A 19,822-nucleotide genomic window follows, 5' to 3' on the forward strand; every position below is an offset into this window, starting at 1 on the left:
GTAAAATATGAATATTCTTTTCGATACTCTTAACCAGTGGGCTAATACAAAACCCAATCAAATTGCACTTGTTGGTACCGATGAACAGGGACAAAGCGTTCAATTTACGTATGCTGAACTGCTGGAGGAAATAGAACAGACTGCTGAAGCGCTGAAGGCTCTGAATATAGAAGCACTAGCGCTACGTGCTGAAAACAGCGTGAACTGGGCAATTATCGATTTAGCGGCAATGGCAGCGAATATCGTCGTTGTCCCTATACCTACTTTTTTTTCTAACGCACAAGTCGCGCACACGTTAAAAGAGTCTCGCGTCGACGCACTGATTGGCGACTGGCAACAAGTTTCACTGCCAGCATCTATAGAGCCTCAAGCGAACCAAAATACTAGCACCAAAGTCTCTGGCTTGAATGTCTCACGCATAGCCGTTCAAGGTTCCACTTCTTATATAGCAGGAACGGGGAAAATCACCTTTACCTCGGGTTCAACAGGTCAGCCAAAAGGTGTCTGTTTAAGTAATGAACATCTCTGTGCAGTGGCTCAATCGCTAGCAAAAAGTGTTGACGGTTTAGCCAAATCACATTTGGTTTTACTTCCTTTATCGACATTGCTGGAAAACATCACAGGGATTTATGTACCACTTTTATTGGGCGCGACTTCCCATATTCTGCCCGGCGAAAAAACCGGTTTGTTGGGCTCCAGTCAGTTCGACGCGGGGTTATTTGCCAAAGTGTTAGCGGAAATTAAGCCAGACAGCTTAGTACTCACTCCTGCGCTGTTGCTCGCGCTTATCCATATTGTCAGACAGCAGCCAGCTCTTGCTGCTTCGCTGAAATTTGTCGCCGTTGGAGGCGCAAGAGTGTCGTCATCTCTGATTAACGCAGCTCACGCGCTGAACATTCCCGCATTTGAAGGCTACGGCTTATCGGAATGTGGCTCGGTCGTTTGTTTAAACACGCCTTTGTCTTTCAAAGCGGGGACGTGTGGAAAACCACTGCCGCACACACAAATCCGTATCGCAGACGATGGCGAACTGCATGTTAAAGGCAACATCGCACTGGGCTATTTGAATGAACCTTTTAGTCAAGAATGGCTAGCAACGGGCGACTTAGCTCAGCTCGATAAACAAGGGTTTGTCACCTTATCTGGTCGTAAAAAGAACCTTATCGTCACCGCTTACGGACGAAATGTGTCACCTGAGTGGATTGAATCTGAAGCCTTGGCATTTCTGCCTAATGTTCCGCTCATTGTCACTGGTGACGGACGGCTTGCATTGTGCGCCATTGTCGCCACCAGCGATAACCTGATAGAAAAAATTTCCGCGTTAAACAGCACGCTGCCTGATTACGCGCGAATCCAGACTTTGCTGGTCATCAATAATCCTCGAGCCATCGCAAGTTGGTACACCGAAAACGGCAAACTTAAACGCAGTGAAATCGAACACAGTGTTAATCAACTAATCACGAATACAAATCCAGAATTCATGCTGCAAGGTCAAAAGGTTCAAAAACTTGACCTGCCTTTACCGCAGCCCATCGCATCTTAAGGAGAAGGTTATGACCCTTTTTTTCGAACAACTAAAACAACAAACTTCAGCAGCTCAACAAGTTATGCTTAGCGCACCAGTAATTGGTGACGTGCAACAAGGTCAAATTTCTAAGCAGATGTATATCGCCTTTCTTACCCAGGCTTATCATCACGTTAAACACACCGTGCCACTGCTGATGGCTTGTGGAGGCATACTATCTTCTGAATATGAATGGGTTCGTGAAGCCATTGCTGAATATATTGAGGAAGAGAAAGGCCACCAAGAATGGATTCTCAATGATATCCAAGCCTGTGGCGGTAACGCTGACGCTGTGCGTAACAATCAGGACGAAGGCCGAGTCGGACAAGCAATCGAGTTGATGGTGTCTTACCTTTACCACAACATCGATCGAAATAACCCGTTAGCCCTCTTTGGCATGGTTTGGGTTCTTGAGGGTACAAGTGTTGGCATCGGCGGGCAGATGGCAGAAAAAATCCAGTCTGTGCTGGGCCTTCCTCCTTCTGCAATGACCTATCTCGTTTCTCATAGCGTGTTGGATCAGGATCACCTGCAGTTTTTTGAGTCACTGATGAACAAAATCACCAAAGAGGAAGATCAGCAAGTCATCATCGACTCAGCAAACATGGTGTTTTCTCTTTATGGCCAGATGCTTCGAGCATTGCCATCTTACTCGAATCAGCAAGCCGCGTGAGGTAAATAATGAACATCAAAGACAGTAAAATTCTACTCACTGGCGCAACAGGCGGGATTGGTCAGTCTATTGCAACCGAGTTAGCCAATCGCGGTGCGACATTGATTTTAGTTGCAAGAAATGAAGAAAAACTGATCGCGCTTAAAGCTTCGCTAGTCAATCCAGAATCCCACGACGTGTTAGTCGCTGACATTACCACTACCGATGGACTGAATGCCGTACGTGAACTAGCCCGACAAAAACAAAAGGTGGACGCGTTAATCAATAACGCCGGATGTAACGACTTCTCTTTATTAAGTCAAAAACGTCCGACACAGATTGAAGCGGATATTCAACTCAACTTGGTCGCACCCATGCTGCTTTGTCAGTCTGCACTATCCTGGCTGAAGCAACCAGGCGTTATCCTAAACATTGGTTCCACATTCGGCTCCATTGGTTATCCAGGTTATACCTCCTATTGCGCGGCAAAAGCGGGCCTGCACCGTTTCACTGAGGCACTGGATCGTGAATTGTTTGCGACTGGAATACGGGCTTTGTACCTAGCGCCTAGAGCCACCGAGACATCATTAAACAGCGACACCGTTAATGAACTGAACCAGAAATTAGGAAACAAAACCGATTCACCACAGGTGGTGGCCGAGCATGTCGTCACCATGCTGGAAAAAGAGATTTCAGCTAAATGGATCGGCTGGCCAGAAAAGCTTTTTGCACGCATTAATCAACTGCTGCCGAACATCGTGTCATCCGCGATTAGAAAACAGCAAGACACCATCCATCAATTTGTAAACCGCGCCAGCCATTAAGAAGGACAGAAACGATGAATACTAAAAAACTACTATGCACTTTAACTGTATGTTCAGCGTTAGCTTCAACTGCGGCGTTGGCAGGAAACACCCCACTCCAAGATGTGCAAAAGAAATGGGCAGAATGTCAGTACAGCACACCTAGCGGTGATGAAAAGGAAAATTGTTTTAATCGCGCAATTGCAAAAACCAGCATTTACTTAGACAGAGAACCGGGCAACCCAGAGCTGACGGTTTGGCTGGCTATCAATAAAGCGTCTCTTGCGGGAGCTAAAGGTGGATTGGGTGCCCTGTCTCTAGCGAAAGAAGCGAAGTCTTTGCTAGAACAAGTCATTAAAACTTCACCACAAACTCTTGATGGATCAGCATACACCAGCCTGGGTTCGCTGTATTATAAAGTCCCGGGGTGGCCAATTGGGTTTGGTGATGACGATAAAGCTGAACAAATGTTGAAAAAAGCTTTAGAGATCAACCCAAACGGCATCGATCCTAACTATTTTTATGGTGATTTCCTTGCCGAGGAAGGAAGAGATCAAGAAGCGAAAGTGTATCTGACTCACGCGATGCAAGCCTCTCCTCGCCCTGACCGTCCTTTAGCTGATAAAGGCAGAAGACAAGAAATCGAAGCAACGCTAGGGAGACTAAAATAATTTATGCGCTTATTGCTGGTAGAAGATGACAAACTACTCGGCCAATCCATGGTGACTTCACTTAGTCGCCATGGATACACCGTGGACTGGTTAGAAAAAGGGGCGGGTGTGACTAGCGCACTTAAAACTGAAGCGTTTACTGCCGTGATTTTAGACCTCACTTTACCCGATATTGATGGATTAGAGGTGCTACGTAACATTCGAAAAGGCGGATTTAAACTACCAGTCATGATACTCACGGCACGAGATGATATCCGCGATCGTGTTCAGGGTCTGGATAGTGGTGCGGACGATTACCTGGGCAAACCATTTGCACTGGAAGAACTACTTGCGCGGTTGCGCGTGGTCATTCGACGTCAATCAGGCAGCGCCGATGAGCTTATTCAAGTTGGATTGTTATCCCTGTCATTATCTGAACAGAACATTCGTTATGACGGCGTGCCTCTCAAACTGACCCGCAATGAGTTTAAAATTCTAACGAGTTTGATCACCAACGCTGGTCGGGTACAAAGTAAAGAGCAGCTGCAACAATCTCTGCATGGCTGGGATGAAGGCGCGAGTGACAACGCGATAGAAGTACACATACACAACTTACGTAAAAAAGCGCCAAACGTAGCGATTAAAAACATTCGTGGTGTGGGGTACATTCTTGAAAAATAGCAGGCCCTACTCTTTAAAACGTAAGCTTACCGTCTCTGTTGGCTTGCTGGTCTCGACCTTACTCCTGATATCACTTTATTTCAGTTTTGAATCCGCCAAGCATGAAGTGGAAGAGGTTTATGACGCAAGGCTTGGACAATCCGCGAAACTGATGTTTCTCACCCTTTCTGTATCGAAAGAAGAGAGCACTCTTGCCAATCATAAAGAGTTGTTCCAGCAATGGATGCAAAATATCAAGCAGTTAGCAAAAGCCGATGGGGATGAAGCAACCAAGTTCGGACACCCCTACGAACAAAACCTCGTGTTTCAGTTTTTCAGGGACGATGAACTCATTTGGAGTTCGTCCCCCAGCCTGCCTCCGCTTTCGTCTTCATCAAATAACAACGGCTACTTTGACATTAAAGTAAACAGCACAGCGTGGAGAACCTTCCAACTCTCCTTCCCTCATACTACCCATAACAATGAATATGTCGTGGTAGCTGAAAAACAAAAAATAAGACAAGAGATCATTCGTGAAATTGCTCTGTCGACATTGATTGAACAGATCTTGCTGATCCCAACATTATTGCTTTTGTTGATTTGGTTGATTCAACGCTACTTTCGCCCCATCAATGAGCTTCGTAGTGCTATCACGCAAAGAAATGTACATCGATTAGATCGAATTCACGTAACGGACCACACGGTAGAACTAGACCCTTTGGTAAATGCACTAAACTCCCTTCTGTCTGAGCTGGAACAGGCATGGCAACGTGAAAAACGCTTTACTCGCGCCGCCGCTCACGAGTTGAAAACGCCGCTCACTATACTCCGCTTAAACGCTGAAAATGCGCTTCAGAGTAATGATCCGGAACAGCTGCGCGGTGATCTGGAAAACATCCTCAAAGGCATAGAACGAACCGACCGGCTTATTCATCAGCTTCTCACTTTAGCCAAAGTAGACAGTCTCTCGGAACGTGTATTTAACACTATTGAGCTTACTCCTCTGCTACAAACGGTGGTCGCCGATCTGGCTCCGCTGGCATTGAGACAAGAGCAAGACATCAGCCTCTCCTCTCTGGATGTTCAGGTGTCCGGAGATCCGATGTTGCTCGGTGTCCTGTTCCGAAACCTGATAGATAACGCCATTCGATATTCCGGTGAGAATAGCGAAATTCAGGTGCAAGTGACCCAGAATAAGAATGCCATCAAAGTGTCTGTGTCGGATACAGGGCCAGAAATTCCACAAGAAACTCGTGAGAGAATTTTTGAGCAATTTTATCGTGGTCACTCAGAAACCGGCGATGGTGCTGGTCTCGGTATGTCAATTTGCAAAGACATTGCATTACTGCACAATGCCACGATTGAGATTGCGCCTCGGGAAAACGGGATGAATACGTTTGTGATCGCTTTCCCCAATACCTAACAAACAAACCAACCGCGCCAAGTTGCGCATAGCTTGCGCGGTTATTGACCCAACTATCAGTGAGGCTCGTCGCATTCCCGAATAAAAACTCAGATACTTCTCCTTTCACATATAGATTACGGTTATGTTTCACGTTTATTTCACGCCACCCGTGATAAAAACTGCGTCGCACAACTTTTAAATCTATCAAATAAGTAAATATGAGAAGTACTTTTAATAGACCCGTTTTTGGGCCACTACAGCCAATTGCTGTTTTTTCCTTGTTTTCACTCGCTTTCTTATCACTTTCACGAATTCTGTTACTCTTTTGGCAATCAGACCGAATCGAATCATTTCAAGATCTCATTTATATTCTTGGCCAAGGTGTTCGCGTAGATTTCGCTACATTGTGCTGGTTATTTATTCTCCCTGCTCTGCTGTCTGCACTACTGCCTTTGAAGGGAAAAATAGGCAATGGCTGGAAGTGGATACTGCGCCTATGGATGGTCGCTGGCCTATGGATTTTGGTCTACATGGAATTGGCAACCGCTCCGTTTATTCAGGAGTATGACCTGCGCCCTAACCGCCTGTTCATCGAGTACTTAATTTATCCTAAAGAAGTCATGAGCATGCTCTGGACAGGCTATAAGCTAGAACTGTTCATTGGTGCCGCTGGTACGGCTATTACTCTTATTTTAGGTTGGAAATGGAGTAAAAAACTGACTGATTCTGCACAGCAGATCCACTGGAAGTGGCGTCCTTTGTTGGCGATTTTGGTTGTACTGATTGGTGTCGCAGGCGCGCGCTCTTCTTTGGGTCACCGTCCTCTTAACCCAGCGATGGTAGCCTTCTCTAGCGACCCTCTATTGAACGACCTGACCCTCAACTCTTCATATTCTCTGTTGTTCGCCGTCAATAACATGAAATCGGAAAAGAGTGCTGAGCAGTTTTACGGCAAGATGGATAGCCAAAAAATGTTGGAGATCGTTCGCGAATCGTCTAAGAAGTCGGATTTTAACCCTGAACTCTTGCCAACAATGAATCACAACTCTGCGACTTACAAAGGAAAACCTAAAAATTTAGTTATCCTGTTGCAAGAAAGTTTGGGTACGCAGTTTGTGGGCTCTTTAGGTGGCCTGCCATTGACACCAAATCTGGACAAATTAACAGAGGAAGGCTGGTTATTTACCCAAATGTACGCCACGGGGACACGATCAGTACGAGGCATTGAAGCGGTAACGACTGGTTTTCCACCATCCCCTTCACGTTCGGTTGTGAAACTGAGCAAAAGCCAAACCGGCTTCTTTACCATTGCTGATTTGTTGAAAAATCAAGGTTATCACACACAGTTTATCTATGGCGGTGAGGCAAACTTCGACAACATGAAGACCTTCTTCTTTGGGAATGGTTTTGAACAAATTGTTGAAGAAAAAGATTACCGAAACCCCGGCTTCGTTGGATCATGGGGCGTAAGTGACGAAGACCTTTATAACAAAGCGGATGAAGAGTTCGAGCGGCTGTCTAAGGATGACAAACCATTTTTCAGCTTAGTGTTCACATCAAGTAACCATAGCCCGTACGAATACCCTCAAGGTAAAATTGAGCAGTATGATGAGAACTACATGACACGTAACAATGCCGTGAAGTATTCAGATTACGCGCTTGGCACCTTCTTTGAAAAAGCAAAGAAATCTGGCTACTGGGATGACACCATATTTATCGTGATTGCCGACCATGATGCTCGTGTATCAGGCGCTAACTTAGTGCCGGTCAAACACTTCCACATCCCTGCATTGATCATCGGTAAAGGGATTGAGCCTCGCAAAGACGATCGGATTTCTAACAACATCGACATGCCACCAACACTGCTTTCGCTGATTGGCGTGGATGCCAAAAGCCCGATGATTGGACGCGATCTGACCAAGCCGTTAGCACGAGAAGACGAACGCGCTATGATGCAGTACGACAAAAACTTTGGTTACTTAACGCGTGATAACTTGGTCGTGTTCTCTCCTGGAGAAAAAGTGACTACTTTGTCATACGACTTTGAAAACAAAACAATGCAACCTTTGGATGTTGAAGAAGCCATTGTTGAAAGAGCGAAAGCCAATGCGCTATTCGCTTCAAAAGCGTATAAACATGATTGGTACTCATCTCAATAAGAAGAAGATTGGGGGTTAATACTGATTAAAAGAGGAGCCATTTGAGCTCCTCTTTCTACTTGTAAAAGATCCTTAGCTTTTCGACATCGAATGTAAAGTTCGTAGCGGAAAAACCACATTTTTAGTCTTCAACCCCAAAATGAATTATTATTCACCAAAAAAGACTAAAAATATCATTTTAATTTCCATTCAACCATTCCCATTGGGACTTCAATAAATTAGACTCAAGTGAAAACCAACAGCTGTGTAGAAGACAAAAAAGGAATGGCAATGAGCTCAAGTATGATCCTTAGCGAGTCCCTAATCGAAAGCGGACGAGATATCCCACTAACCGAACTACTGTACGCAAAACGCGTGCTTGATAACTACATGGCAGTGGCAAAGGATAGTAGTCCTCTTGAACTACTGACAGAAATGAAAGCAGCAGCACAACAAGTTGAATATTTCAAAACCGTTGATAACCCGTGTGAAGCTCGTAACGTCATCAGCGGTATGATCGATGAAATTGCCAAGGCGACAACGTTCGCTGAATTCAAAACATTCGCGGGTAAACCTTCCCTAGCGTTAAACGAATTAATCGAAGATCGTGCGCAATTGATTAAACGCGAAAGAGAGCTACTGCTGGCGTCTGGCTACGACGCGTCACGTATTTAGCTTTTTAAACAAACAAGAGTACGAAAAAAGGAGCACTTATTGGTGCTCCTTTTTGTTTATGCTTATGTGAAGCGATAGTCAGACTAATTAGAGTCCCATGTCTTCACTCATTTCTTTGATCTGCTTTAAATCCATTTTGTGGACTTCAATCAGCTGATCAACCTGGCTTAAGCGTGATGTGGCTTCGTCATGTTTGTTGCACACATCAGATTTTACATCCCAAGACTTGCCTTCTAAGTACACATCGCACTCTTTCTTTAGCTTACTAATTTTCGGCAGTAAACTTTCACGCTCTTTTTCTAAAGATTCTAATTCTTGTGAGACTTTTAGCTCTTTTTGGAAAACTTCGCGCGAACGTTCCAGCATTGTCGCTTGTATACCACTCTGGCGAGTCAATTTTTCGTTTTCTGATTTAGTGGTACTAATCTTGTCGTTCTGTTGCTTAACCTGAGATTCAAGAGACAAGTTTACCTTCTCGACTTCGGTAAGTTGTGACTGTAGCGCTTTCAGCTCTTTTTGATGCTCCGCTTCTTTTGCCGCAAGAAGAGCCGCTACTTTGTCCTCGACTTCTTTTTCTAAGCCCGCTTCGCGAACTTGCACTTGCGATACCAGCTGAGTTTTATCCTGAGCAAGTACCTGATATTTCTCTTCTAAACTTTGATACGCCGATTCCCATTTGTTCGCAGTTAAAATGGAGCCGACTAAGCCACCCAAGGCAATGCCCAAGACCGCTGCAATTGCGATATAAATTTGAGTACGCTTGTCACGCTGCTCTATCACAACCACGTCTTCATGTTCTTCAATGTTATTCTGAGAACTCACCGTATATTACTCCAAGGAATCTTGTTATTTTGCTAGCGAATCAGTTCCGCGACCATTATTGATGCGGTGTAAATCAGGAATGCGCCTATCAAAATAATGATGGTCGCTTTTTGGACTTTTTCATTGGTTCGATAACGAAATAGCACGAATGCAAACACGATCAAAACCACTATGGCTAACAATCTGGTCATACAGCCTCCTTGTCCGATTGTGACTTCGTCTAAATCCATAGACAGTTTCACAAAAGTTTATTGTAACCTATTTCTATATTCCTCAACGTCAACATAGCGTAGATTTTAAGGTGAGTGCGGGTGTTTTGATCAATTTTGTGCTCTTAATTGAACTACTTACCTAGAGTCACAGAATAACCATTACCTGACGCTATGGAACATCTGGTCGACATTACGCTGCAAAATAGTGAAGTTTATACGGTGTATAACGCAAAACGATTAGCTAGCCATGATTACGCACGCTCTTGGCAAATAATTATTTGAAAAATAAATCCGCATTGGGTGTTCAAAGTCAGTCAAGATGCATGAAAAGGTTATCGGAACATTTAACGAGCGTGAGTTCTATTGGTCGATCCACTTGTGAGTCACGACCCTTTTTCTTGGGCTCATTAATAAAAACGCCCGCTAATTCGCGGGCGTATACACGGCGTAAAGGAAATTACCTTGTCAATGTAATTGGATGTGATTCCCAAGTTTCAATGTCTGGTGACATGTCGTTTTCACCAAGTAACTTATGGAATTCCAGCTTGATTATGTATTCTCCCGCTGGAGCATCGGTGCCATCAGCGAGTTTACCATCCCAGAAACCGAATTCTAATCCAGTACCTGCACCACTAGTACGCACCATGTACTGAACATCTTCCATCGTCACGCCTTCAGGCATATTACGCCAACCCAGAGGAGCAATAACCTTACCTTTGTTGTTTAGCACTTGTGCTTTAAATTTTCGCAACATAGGGAAGGCTTGTGATATCCCCATGAACACCGTATCGTCTTTTGCACTGTCGTTAGTAAAGTCTAAAGTGACAGGTACACCCGGACCATATGAAGGACCACAAGAACCTGCAATTTCGGTTTGGTTACAACATGGCGATTGCGTCCAAACAGGGCCACTACAGTTCGGTATTGCTTCTGGACGTGTAAAGAATGAGCTCATACTTGGGTTAATTTCAGTCAATGTCTCATTTTCTATAGGTAAGGCGTGATAGTCGCCTTTTAAACCTAAATAAGGAACACGAATGATTTGGCCCGTCTCAACTGCATCAAATACGATCCAACCTGAAATCACTGAACCCTCTGGCACGTCGGTAGGCTCTGTAATACTAAAATAGACTGTACCGTTACCACTTGCAGATACTTCAATTTGATCAACGTTAAACGTTACTTCAGCCGCTTCTTTCCTTGCAATCCATCGCTGAGTCATAGGTGGCGCTGCGGTTAATGCTGCTTCATGACGAACATTGAACGTTAATGTTTGATCAGAGTCGTTATTTAGCTCAATTGACCCATCAAAACTATGACCGTTCAAATCACCGATAGCAAATTTAGCAGGTAACGCAGTAACTTCGGTGGTTAATGCTTGAATAGCGTTTACCATACCAGCGCCTTGCAATGCTGTTGATGCAGGTCCAACTTCGCCAGTCCAACCAATGACTTGTGGCTGTGCAGTATTCATAAGGATGTTGCGAATATCGCCAGGCTTAAGTTTAGAGTTTGCTGACTTCATTAACGCTGTAATACCAGCTACATGGGGTGAAGCCATTGATGTCCCAGTTAAAAAGCCGTAATGCGCATACTGGCTTGGCATCGCAGAATAAATTCTTTCTCCCGGAGCCATTACTTCCGGCTTGAAGTCTAACTCGTGTGTTGGACCCCAAGTAGATGTAATTGAAGGAGTATTTGCATACGGGTTATCTATAGATACATAGTCACCCCAAATAACTGTTGTTTCTCCGGCTTCAATTTTGGCCTCTAAGGCCGGAACATCAATTGGTCTGATCTTCGCTACAGGAATCGATAGGTTTTGTTTATATGGAATCATATTGCTGGCCCAACGATACAACCAAAAGTCTGTATCATACAGCGGTTCATCCCACCAAATAATTGCCCCTGCGCCTTCTCTTTCCAACAAAGCAGCCTGTTTAGAGGTACATGAATAAGGGATGGATCCTTTCGGCTTTTTAACTAATACTGTTTTGCCTTCAAAAGGGCCAACCGGTTCAACATCACAGTCAAATGCGCCATAGTTAATCACTTCACTGCTGCCACCTAGAGGGACAGATGAATTATTCGCAATAACAAATGGTACTTTTAAATCATCTATTTTGAACGCTAACGCCGCATCATAGTAACTACCAATAGCAGAGGCTACCGCTGTTGACTTTTTAGCAATTGCGGGCGCTGCAGGAAGGAAAGGACCTGCAGACGCATTACCAATAGATACGACCGGCGCTATATCTTTTACCGCTAGTTTATCAACCGCTTTCGGTAAAATAGACTTTTGAATCACCCCACCACGGATTGAACCTAAACTCATGTTAACAACATCACAATCATCAGCAACGGCTTGCTCTAGCGCGTTCAAAATTGTTGATGTATAGCCACTGTTTTCACCACCAAATACTTTATAAATACGTAATTTAGCATCAGGCGCTACACCCACCATATTTGGGCCATTACCAGCAAGAATACCTGCGACGTGGGTACCGTGGTAGCCGGAGTCTGAGTAATCAGAATCACCCTCGGCAAAGTCATAACCACCTAAAATTTTACCAGCGAATGCCGGATGTTCGGCATCAATACCAGAATCAACCACACAGGCAGTAATACCTTTACCGGTAAAACCTGCAGCATGAGCCTCTGGAACACCCGTAAGGTTAGTTACTGTTATGGTTTCACGAGTAGCATCAGGTACTGCTTCTTCGATTTCTTCGCCTGAGAAGTAAACGTATTCAGGGTGAATAGCCTTTACCATTGAAAACTGTTCTATTGCTTTAATCGTTTCAGAATCTGCTTCAATCGAAACACCATTAACCAATCGGTTAAATTTGGAATGCTCTTTAAAATTAAGTTTCTTTTTCTTCGCTTGGCTACGAAAAGCGTTTTGTTCTTCCTGTATATCTTCTAGGTGAGAGCTTTCATTTGCATCGGTAACATCAGCAAGTGACTTACCTTTAAACTCAATGATATAGCGATCTTTTACACGACCATCACCGTCTATTTGATTCGCTAATGCTGTTGTTGAACAACAAGATAGCGCGACTATACAACTAGCTAACCTAGCTTTAAAACTAAGACTTTCCATTTACTTTCCTAATCCATTAGTTGTCGTAATTTTGAGACCTAGGCATAATTTTGATACCGAGGTCTATTTTTATGCTAAGGCGATATGCTAATCCATTCAATGCATTGGAAATGAATACGTAGTGTTATGATGTAACAAAATGAAGCGTTATCACAGAACTCGATAGTGGTTGCAAAATGTTACCTTAATGTAATGAATCCACATCCCCATTACTTTTTCGCAACAAATAAAAACCAAGTGAAAGGATGAAGAGAATGCAACATCGCCTGTCATGAGTATCTTGCTCCAGGAGCTATATCGTGACTTAATCAGAATGAATAAAGAGAGATGGAATAACTCAGAGTCATATTGTGCAAATGATAAGGAAGGCATCGGCAGCGCTGAACATATTAGGTTTAAACGGTAACATAACAAGACGCTAAGAGAAGCCTAACTGGTTTGTACCCAGTTTCGAACTAGCTTCGGGAAGTGGCTAGCTCCACAAAATACGAGCTATGATCTGGTTCTAATGAACTGTTATTTTCTAGCTTTTACTCCCCCTGATTTGATAGGAACATCATGGTCAACTCCAACCAAATTCTGCTGTTTGTCGATGTCGTACAGCAAGGCTCGTTTTCCAAAGCGGCAGCGCTCAATGAGATGGATAACTCCTCGCTCTCTAAACAGATCAAGCGTCTTGAGAGCGATCTGGGCGTGCAGTTACTGAATCGCTCTACGCGCTCATTTTCGATGACCTCAGCCGGTGAGGAGATCTTCCGTTACGGACTAACTCTGCGCAACACCTTGCAAGAGATCCAACTCTCCGCAGATGCCTATCAGGAAAAACCCAAAGGGGTCCTGCGTATCACGTCGCCCAGTTATTTTGGTCATCAATATTTACGGCCAGTGATCACCGAGTTTATGCGCGCCCACCCCGATGTGCAGATCCACCATTCGTTGGACGACAGAAAATCTTACATTATCTCTGATCATTACGATCTCGCCTTTCGCTTTAGTAAGTTGTCCGACTCAAGCCTGATCGCCAAGACTATAGCCAAATCTCACTTTATCTTAGTGGCTGCAAACCGCTTTGTTAAAGAGTATGGTTTGCCAGCCTCGCCGAAAGAACTCAACGCTCTGCCTGCGGTGATCTACAGCAATAATGATGTCACTTTGGATACTTTTACTATCAGTGAAACTGCCAATGGCGAGGATTATCAAGAGTATAAGATGCAAGGACGCTATCGGGTTAATGATGTGCGCACCCTGATTGAAGCGGTCAGAGATGGCGTCGGTTATGCGCGTCTTGATGCCTCAAACCTGTCGCAACCACTCTCTGAGCTTGGATTGGTACAACTGCTTCCCAAGCACAACATTGTCACGCAGGATAAGGCTATTTACGCCCTCTATCCGCACCGTAAACAAACTCGGCTGGTTCAAGCGTTTATAAGCGCAGTAGAGGCATACATAGGCAACCCACCACGCTGGCTTGAGTATATCGAGGCCAAAACTCCGCTAAATGAAGATAAAAAAACCACCCAAGCTGAATGACTCGGGTGGCTTAGTGATTCTATCTTGTTTTATTAATTACAGGGTAACCAGAACATCTTCTGCTGCAAGGCGAGATTTAGGTAAACCGTAGTTGTAGTCTTCGCCTTCAAGATGGTACCCCATCGCCAGTGCAAACTCACATACGTAGCCATCAAGCTCTTTCTCGAAGATTTTGCCGATCATTTCAGGATCGACGCCCTCCATTGGTGTTGAAGCAATGCCAAGGCGTGCCAACACATGCAGAGTATTACCTAGGGCAATGTAGGTTTGCGCTTTAGTCCAGTGACCATTAAAGCCAAGTTCATTGGTTTGCGACTCTGCAAATCCGAATGCTCCATTGAGCATGTTGTCATACATCTCTGCTGGTAAGTGACCTGAAGAAACTTCCACATCGACGACTTTGCGATAATCATCTTTGGTAAACTTCGGGTTGTGCGCAAACAAAATGATGTGTGACGCTTCTTTCGCGTGCGGTTGATTAAACTGGTGCATGTTCGCGAAAGTATCGTGAAAACGTTGCTTCGCTTCATCGCTCTCAATCACGATGAACTTCCATGGCTGTGAGTTGATCGAAGATGCTGACAAACGGATCGCTTCTTTGATTACATCCATATCTTGTGGCGAAATACGCTTACTTGCGTCGTATTTTTTCGCTGTGTAGCGACGATTCAAATCTTGGATGATTGGATGTGACATTTATAATTCCTTATTGCGTTACCGATGCGGTGCATATTACCTATCACGAGGTAACAGAAACAGAGCCATTTTGGCCAATCATTATGGAATAAATTGTCCATAATTTCTTTTGAGCAATCTATGTAATAGCCGGGTGGGATTCTTCAGTTGGCAGTTTTTCTGCCTCTCTAGGGTTAATTATCAATTAATTAACGAAACCAAGTACGGTTTGTTGCTTGTTAAGGTGACTACTTAAGACTTGCTGAACTGTGCTCAAACCAAGTTTAAGTTGGCATACAAACTGGGGTACAAATTGTGCTTTTCACTCAAAAACAACTTGAAACCTACATCACACTTTTGATAGATTACCTGCGTTAGCGAAAGCTAACTATCTGATTACCTGAAACTTTTTAACAATTTAGTAACATTTGCTAAGTTTATGAATCATTTTAGGTAATTGTTCCGATGAAGACTGCAGGAGAGTGGTTATTAATCAAAATTTAATTTTTGATTAGCATAACCTGCCGAAGAATTAACTATTTCAGGTGCTACTTAGGTAGCGGGGACTGTAGTTGGAGGAACCTCTGGAGCCATGAGAATCTAGAGTTACCTACCTGATATTATTGACTTTCTTAGATGTGACCCACAATTTGGGGTACATTTAATGAGAAATCTCACCAAACGAAATACTACGTTTTACTATCAGAGAAGAATCCCTTCTCACCTTCAACAACACTACAAAAATGAGAAAAGAATTCGTTTCTCACTTCATACAACCAACCTTCGTGAAGCTACTATCTTAGCGACTAAACACACAGCCAATTACGATAGAGAATTCTTTCAACTCCAATACATTACATTGTCACAGACTCCTGTTGTAACTAATATAGTTGTAGCTGAACAACCACAATTAAATCCTAAGCAGCAACCCAAGAGGAAAGACTCGAAACTATCTGACTGTATTGAATTATTCATGGCAGCTAAAACAGTAGATAGAGTCTCCGCAAAAGCCTTAGCTCGATACAGATCTAGACTTGAGCTGCTACTGCGCATTGTTAAAAACAAAGGGATTAACTCATTCACCCGTGATGATGCCTTATCGTTTAAACACCAGCTTGTGCAACTACCGCCCAATATCAACAACAACTCACGTTACAAAGGGAAAACGATTAAACAAATTATTGCTTTTGGTGATAATCCTATCGGTATTCACACGATTAACGACACGTTGAAAGTGGTTAGCGGATTCTTTGACTGGCTGGTATTAAATGAGAAGTCCGATAAAAACCCGTTCACTAAGTTGCAAGTACGCAAAGAAATCAAAGCCAGTGAAGAAAGGAAAGTTTTCACACGTTCAGACATTAAAAAGCTATTCAATATAGAACCATACAAAACCACGCCCAAAGAAGCTTGGCACTACTGGATACCGTTACTGGGTTTGTATACGGGAGCTAGAATTAATGAATTGTGTCAGTTATATACCGACAACATCAAGCAAATAGATGGTGTGTGGTGTATCTCTATCAACGCAGACAGACCAGATCAGAAGCTCAAAATCAAAGCAGCGTTTAGGAATATACCGATACACCGTAAACTGATTAAGCTAGGTTTTATTGACTACGTTAAAAGCCTACCTTTAGGGCTAGTGTTCCCTACTCTCAAATACTTACCAGAGGATGGTTACGGTAAGTACCCTTCTAAGTGGTTCAGTATTCAGCGTGATAAAGTTCTAAACAAGGATGAACGTTATAAAAAGACATTCCACTCCTTCCGACACACTGTAGCCAATGAATTCAAACAGATGGGTGTTGAGTACAGTCCTGCCTCTTACGTACTAGGACATACAGATGAAACAATGACATATGGTCGATACGGTAAGGACTATAAGCCTAAGCTGTTACAGGAAATCATAGAGAAGCTGGATTTCGAATCGGAAACAAGCTTATGTCGATTGTGGTATTAAAGATGAGTCCAGAGCGAACACATGCTTAGAAGGGACGTGCTCTATCCAGCTGAGCTAAGGGCGCTTTCTACCGTGAGCACAGTCACGCGGGATGAATCGTACAGGACTGTGCCTGAGCTTTCAACCAATCCACGCTTAAAAATGAAGCATATAGTCTTAGTTTTTGGACATTGATAGTGCGTAAAACGAGTGCACATTCTCCATATCATCCAACCAGATCCCTTTAACCTAGTGGTAACTCGGCCTACTAGAATTAGAGATAATTGCCATCAACTTCAAACGCTTTTTGCTGAAGCGCTAGCAGTTACACTGACTGTTATTTGACCACAACCTTTCAATACACCATTATGAGCATGATTGATTAATAGCCACCTATCAGTATAGGAAGCTAACGTGATATATCGGTAGCAGTCATGGAGGATGTGCGGAATGTATTCGACCCCGTTTATTTTTAATGAAGAAGGCCAAACCGAGCACCTAAAGCGAATCTCTTTTGAAAGAGGATTTACCGAGTATTGGCTGCAACAAAGGTTATTTGAAAACCCGCAATCTCTGCCCTTTGGGGAAATTGATCCTGCTTATCAGACTGTCTGCCCTCTTTGTATGGAGATGAACACAGGTGCAGGACCAATTGATATCGTGTATGTAACGCCACAAGGACGATTAGTAATAGTAGAGACGAAGCTTTGGCGGAATCCAGAAGCCCGCCGTAAAGTTATCGGGCAAATATTAGATTACGCTAAAGAACTCGCGCAATGGAGTTTTGCTGACTTGCAACGTGAAGTGAGTAGGAGAACAGGGATTAAAGGTAATGCGCCCTACAAGCTAGTCACAGAACGATTTCCGGATGTCGATGAGGCTCTATTTGTGGATGGTGTAAGCCATTCTCTCAGTCGCGGTGACTTTATGTTAATCATAGCAGGCGACGGGATAAAAAGAGATGCTAATGCTATCGTTCAGTTCCTCCAAGAGGCAGGTAATCTACGCTTCGTTCTGGCCATGGTTGAGACTGCAGTTTACAAACACCAGCACAAAGACCTTTATGTAATTCAGCCAAGAACACTTCTAAAAACCCAGATAATAGACAGGGCACTAGATTATACAGAGCCTCCAACAGTCGATGAAAACACTGAAAAAAATGTAGAACCATGGCGTCAACAGTACTTTGATTTCTGGACAAGATTCCTTGACTCATTGGCACTAGATGACCCTGAACAACCGATGCCGAAACCAGTCTCTATCGGAAACATTGCATTTTCTCTCCCACCATCAGGTTCAGTTTCTTGGATTACGACCTATTTTGATAAATCAGTAAAAAGTGTTGGATGCTTCATTCGATTCGCTAATACCTCACAAGGTAGAGATCTGTACGAAGCACTAATCGAGGAAAAAGTTGATATTGAGAAAGAATTACCATTCGCTGTTGTGTGGGACGACAATAAACGGAGAATTCAGAGAACGCAAACAGTAGAAGGAAACTGGCCACCTACCCAGGACGATACTACCGCTTTATTTTTCCAGGAAACGGTCAATGGATTAGTTAATGCGTTTAGACCAAGGTTGGAAAGGTTGTTCGGTAATTAACACACTTAAGGTCACTTTGAATAGTTTTAAATCGAGACAATGGCACATTTCTGCCCCGAAGTGAGTTTGCGCAACACAACGAAGGTTGGCTTAAAAATAGGTTTCTAGATTCAAATATCGAACGACTCATATCGAGATTGTCTCGCTTTGCATTTTCGTGTGACTTTATTGTTAAATTTTTATATTGTGATTGTAATTGATATGCTCTAGATTGAGTAATAATAATTTATTAATTTAAGAGGCAACTATGTTTCCGATCTCTTTCATCATAATTCCATTGTTCTTGCTGTACCTGTTATTTAATGTAATCGTCGGTTATCGTTTAGGAAAAAGTAAAGTTAACAAAGGAAAGCTAGGTGCCATTTTCTCATTGATCTTTGCGTTTTTCCCTCCAGTAAATTTTGTTTTCTTCGCGTTTTTAGCATTTAAAAGAACCTCTAGTGTAAGCGCATCATAATGCCGATATTTTAACCACATATCATTGAACTCAGTTACAACTGAACTGTACAACGAAAACCAGACAGCGACTTTTCAATACCTAAGTTATTTGTAAACTTCTAATTTATCAAAGTGACTAGCAAGGTTTTGTCCAGATACGTGTTATAGACGCGGATTTCATATTGTGAATTTCATACCTAACTATGGGACAACAGCACGAGAAAGTATTTTCAGTCTTAATGGACATTCCAACTCCATATAAACGAATACGGCATCCAAAATACCTTTCTAATCCGATGTCAACGGATTAGTGTTACGTCCCTAAACCGTTCACTTCCATAACTGGGCTACATAACTATCAGACAATATTTATATTTTTTTCGAGACTTACACGAACAAAAAAGGCTTGCCCATTTGAGAGCAAGCCTATTATTCCTTACTGTACTTCCTCTGATTTTTTCTTCGCCGCCTCAATCAAGAAGTCAATACGAACCTGAGTTTGCAGGAAACTCGGTTGCCAACCAGTAACATACTCAATAAAACCTAGTCCTTCTAGAGTATCGTCAGCCCATCTTTGGGGTTCTATTGGCATTGTTTCCCAATCAGTTATCAACCCAGTTAATTGACTCACTGGGTGAATAGAAGCCGTAGGGAAACACATCCCACTTTCTAATTCCTCCGCGGGGATCAATTCTGGTTCAGACTCCCCCTCCATAGTTAATAGCCACTCAATTTTCACGATACCATCCGGATATTTTTTACGAGCTGCTTCTAGCCATAATTCAAATAGTTCTGTGGCATCCAGTCTCCCTGAATAATCATATGTCATGCCAGTCAAGTTGATTTCGTACTTTAAAGTTAGGTTTCCTTCAACATAAACGTAATCGCCATCCAAATTGCGATAAATTAAATATTTCATGTTAACATCCTATGTCATATTCCCCGTGT

16 protein-coding genes and 1 pseudogene are annotated in these 19,822 nt (G+C 43.2%); 12 read left to right on the forward strand and 5 right to left on the reverse strand.

Features of this window, described 5'->3' with window-relative positions:
• Positions 1-7: 7 nt before the first annotated feature.
• The 8 genes from VEJY3_RS08135 (at position 8) to VEJY3_RS08170 (ending at position 8,547) form a co-directional block, all read left to right on the forward strand.
• Positions 8-1,543: an AMP-binding protein gene (locus VEJY3_RS08135; RefSeq protein WP_014231969.1), complete on the forward strand. Its 1,536-nt coding sequence runs from the start codon at positions 8-10 to the stop codon at positions 1,541-1,543.
• Positions 1,544-1,553: 10 nt separating this feature from the next.
• A complete protein-coding gene (locus tag VEJY3_RS08140) occupies positions 1,554-2,237 on the forward strand; it encodes a TenA family transcriptional regulator (RefSeq protein WP_014231970.1) in 684 nt (227 codons plus the stop codon).
• Between the two features lie 8 nt (positions 2,238-2,245).
• A complete protein-coding gene (locus tag VEJY3_RS08145) occupies positions 2,246-3,040 on the forward strand; it encodes an SDR family oxidoreductase (protein WP_014231971.1) in 795 nt (264 codons plus the stop codon).
• Between the two features lie 14 nt (positions 3,041-3,054).
• Positions 3,055-3,690, forward strand: a complete 636-nt coding sequence (locus VEJY3_RS08150; protein ID WP_014231972.1) for a hypothetical protein — start codon at positions 3,055-3,057, stop codon at positions 3,688-3,690.
• A gap of 3 nt (positions 3,691-3,693) precedes the next feature.
• Complete coding sequence (locus VEJY3_RS08155; RefSeq protein WP_014231973.1) at positions 3,694-4,350, forward strand: response regulator; 657 nt, start codon at positions 3,694-3,696, stop codon at positions 4,348-4,350.
• Positions 4,340-5,752 (forward strand): HAMP domain-containing sensor histidine kinase, encoded by a 1,413-nt coding sequence (locus VEJY3_RS08160; RefSeq protein WP_014231974.1) that lies wholly within the window; start codon positions 4,340-4,342, stop codon positions 5,750-5,752. Before VEJY3_RS08155 ends, VEJY3_RS08160 begins: the two co-directional genes overlap by 11 nt.
• A 200-nt stretch (positions 5,753-5,952) precedes the next feature.
• Complete coding sequence (locus tag VEJY3_RS08165) at positions 5,953-7,893, forward strand: LTA synthase family protein (RefSeq protein WP_020336368.1); 1,941 nt, start codon at positions 5,953-5,955, stop codon at positions 7,891-7,893.
• A gap of 270 nt (positions 7,894-8,163) precedes the next feature.
• Complete coding sequence (locus tag VEJY3_RS08170) at positions 8,164-8,547, forward strand: hypothetical protein (RefSeq protein ID WP_014231976.1); 384 nt, start codon at positions 8,164-8,166, stop codon at positions 8,545-8,547.
• A gap of 87 nt (positions 8,548-8,634) precedes the next feature.
• Here VEJY3_RS08170 and VEJY3_RS08175 read toward each other — a convergent pair whose 3' ends face one another.
• From VEJY3_RS08175 to VEJY3_RS08185, 3 genes are all read right to left on the reverse strand, one after another.
• Positions 8,635-9,369 carry a hypothetical protein gene (locus tag VEJY3_RS08175; RefSeq protein WP_014231977.1) on the reverse strand — a complete coding sequence of 245 codons (735 nt, stop codon included), beginning with the start codon at positions 9,367-9,369 and terminating at the stop codon, positions 8,635-8,637.
• A gap of 32 nt (positions 9,370-9,401) precedes the next feature.
• Entirely contained in the window at positions 9,402-9,560 is a 159-nt protein-coding gene (locus tag VEJY3_RS25820) for a hypothetical protein (protein ID WP_014231978.1), read from the reverse strand.
• Between the two features lie 478 nt (positions 9,561-10,038).
• Positions 10,039-12,684, reverse strand: coding sequence for a S8 family serine peptidase (locus tag VEJY3_RS08185; protein ID WP_014231979.1), 2,646 nt, complete (start codon positions 12,682-12,684; stop codon positions 10,039-10,041).
• Positions 12,685-13,242: 558 nt separating this feature from the next.
• Between VEJY3_RS08185 and VEJY3_RS08190 the strand changes: the two genes are divergently transcribed.
• Positions 13,243-14,214 carry a LysR family transcriptional regulator gene (locus VEJY3_RS08190; RefSeq protein ID WP_014231980.1) on the forward strand — a complete coding sequence of 324 codons (972 nt, stop codon included), beginning with the start codon at positions 13,243-13,245 and terminating at the stop codon, positions 14,212-14,214.
• Positions 14,215-14,250: 36 nt separating this feature from the next.
• Here VEJY3_RS08190 and VEJY3_RS08195 read toward each other — a convergent pair whose 3' ends face one another.
• On the reverse strand, positions 14,251-14,910 hold the full coding sequence (locus VEJY3_RS08195; protein ID WP_014231981.1) for a nitroreductase family protein: 660 nt from the start codon (positions 14,908-14,910) through the stop codon (positions 14,251-14,253).
• A 643-nt stretch (positions 14,911-15,553) separates the two neighbouring features.
• Between VEJY3_RS08195 and VEJY3_RS26170 the strand changes: the two are divergent.
• From VEJY3_RS26170 to VEJY3_RS08205, 3 genes and pseudogenes are all read left to right on the forward strand, one after another.
• Positions 15,554-15,676, forward strand: a pseudogene (locus VEJY3_RS26170) (DUF6538 domain-containing protein); the annotation flags it as partial.
• A gap of 186 nt (positions 15,677-15,862) precedes the next feature.
• Positions 15,863-16,852 (forward strand): site-specific integrase, encoded by a 990-nt coding sequence (locus VEJY3_RS08200; protein WP_158308256.1) that lies wholly within the window; start codon positions 15,863-15,865, stop codon positions 16,850-16,852.
• 429 nt (positions 16,853-17,281) lie between these two features.
• Entirely contained in the window at positions 17,282-18,436 is a 1,155-nt protein-coding gene (locus VEJY3_RS08205; protein ID WP_014231983.1) for a DUF4268 domain-containing protein, read from the forward strand.
• A gap of 874 nt (positions 18,437-19,310) precedes the next feature.
• On the opposite strand, the gene VEJY3_RS08215 is transcribed toward VEJY3_RS08205, so the two are convergent.
• Positions 19,311-19,793: a hypothetical protein gene (locus VEJY3_RS08215; protein WP_014231985.1), complete on the reverse strand. Its 483-nt coding sequence runs from the start codon at positions 19,791-19,793 to the stop codon at positions 19,311-19,313.
• Positions 19,794-19,822: the final 29 nt, after the last annotated feature.

The sequence above is a fragment of the Vibrio sp. EJY3 genome (assembly GCF_000241385.1).
Lineage (GTDB): Bacteria > Pseudomonadota > Gammaproteobacteria > Enterobacterales > Vibrionaceae > Vibrio > Vibrio natriegens.

What these genes read in the sequence shown, in the direction of transcription:
- VEJY3_RS08190 (WP_014231980.1), top strand. Translation starts at nt 13,243, where the DNA reads ATGGTCAACTCCAACCAAATTCTGCTGTTTGTCGATGTCGTACAGCAA.
- VEJY3_RS08165 (WP_020336368.1), top strand. Translation starts at nt 5,953, where the DNA reads ATGAGAAGTACTTTTAATAGACCCGTTTTTGGGCCACTACAGCCAATT.
- VEJY3_RS08195 (WP_014231981.1), bottom strand. Translation starts at nt 14,910, where the DNA reads ATGTCACATCCAATCATCCAAGATTTGAATCGTCGCTACACAGCGAAA.
- VEJY3_RS08205 (WP_014231983.1), top strand. Translation starts at nt 17,282, where the DNA reads ATGTATTCGACCCCGTTTATTTTTAATGAAGAAGGCCAAACCGAGCAC.
- VEJY3_RS08215 (WP_014231985.1), bottom strand. Translation starts at nt 19,793, where the DNA reads ATGAAATATTTAATTTATCGCAATTTGGATGGCGATTACGTTTATGTT.
- VEJY3_RS08185 (WP_014231979.1), bottom strand. Translation starts at nt 12,684, where the DNA reads ATGGAAAGTCTTAGTTTTAAAGCTAGGTTAGCTAGTTGTATAGTCGCG.
- VEJY3_RS08170 (WP_014231976.1), top strand. Translation starts at nt 8,164, where the DNA reads ATGAGCTCAAGTATGATCCTTAGCGAGTCCCTAATCGAAAGCGGACGA.
- VEJY3_RS25820 (WP_014231978.1), bottom strand. Translation starts at nt 9,560, where the DNA reads ATGACCAGATTGTTAGCCATAGTGGTTTTGATCGTGTTTGCATTCGTG.
- VEJY3_RS08155 (WP_014231973.1), top strand. Translation starts at nt 3,694, where the DNA reads ATGCGCTTATTGCTGGTAGAAGATGACAAACTACTCGGCCAATCCATG.
- VEJY3_RS08135 (WP_014231969.1), top strand. Translation starts at nt 8, where the DNA reads ATGAATATTCTTTTCGATACTCTTAACCAGTGGGCTAATACAAAACCC.
- VEJY3_RS08145 (WP_014231971.1), top strand. Translation starts at nt 2,246, where the DNA reads ATGAACATCAAAGACAGTAAAATTCTACTCACTGGCGCAACAGGCGGG.
- VEJY3_RS08150 (WP_014231972.1), top strand. Translation starts at nt 3,055, where the DNA reads ATGAATACTAAAAAACTACTATGCACTTTAACTGTATGTTCAGCGTTA.
- VEJY3_RS08200 (WP_158308256.1), top strand. Translation starts at nt 15,863, where the DNA reads ATGGCAGCTAAAACAGTAGATAGAGTCTCCGCAAAAGCCTTAGCTCGA.
- VEJY3_RS08140 (WP_014231970.1), top strand. Translation starts at nt 1,554, where the DNA reads ATGACCCTTTTTTTCGAACAACTAAAACAACAAACTTCAGCAGCTCAA.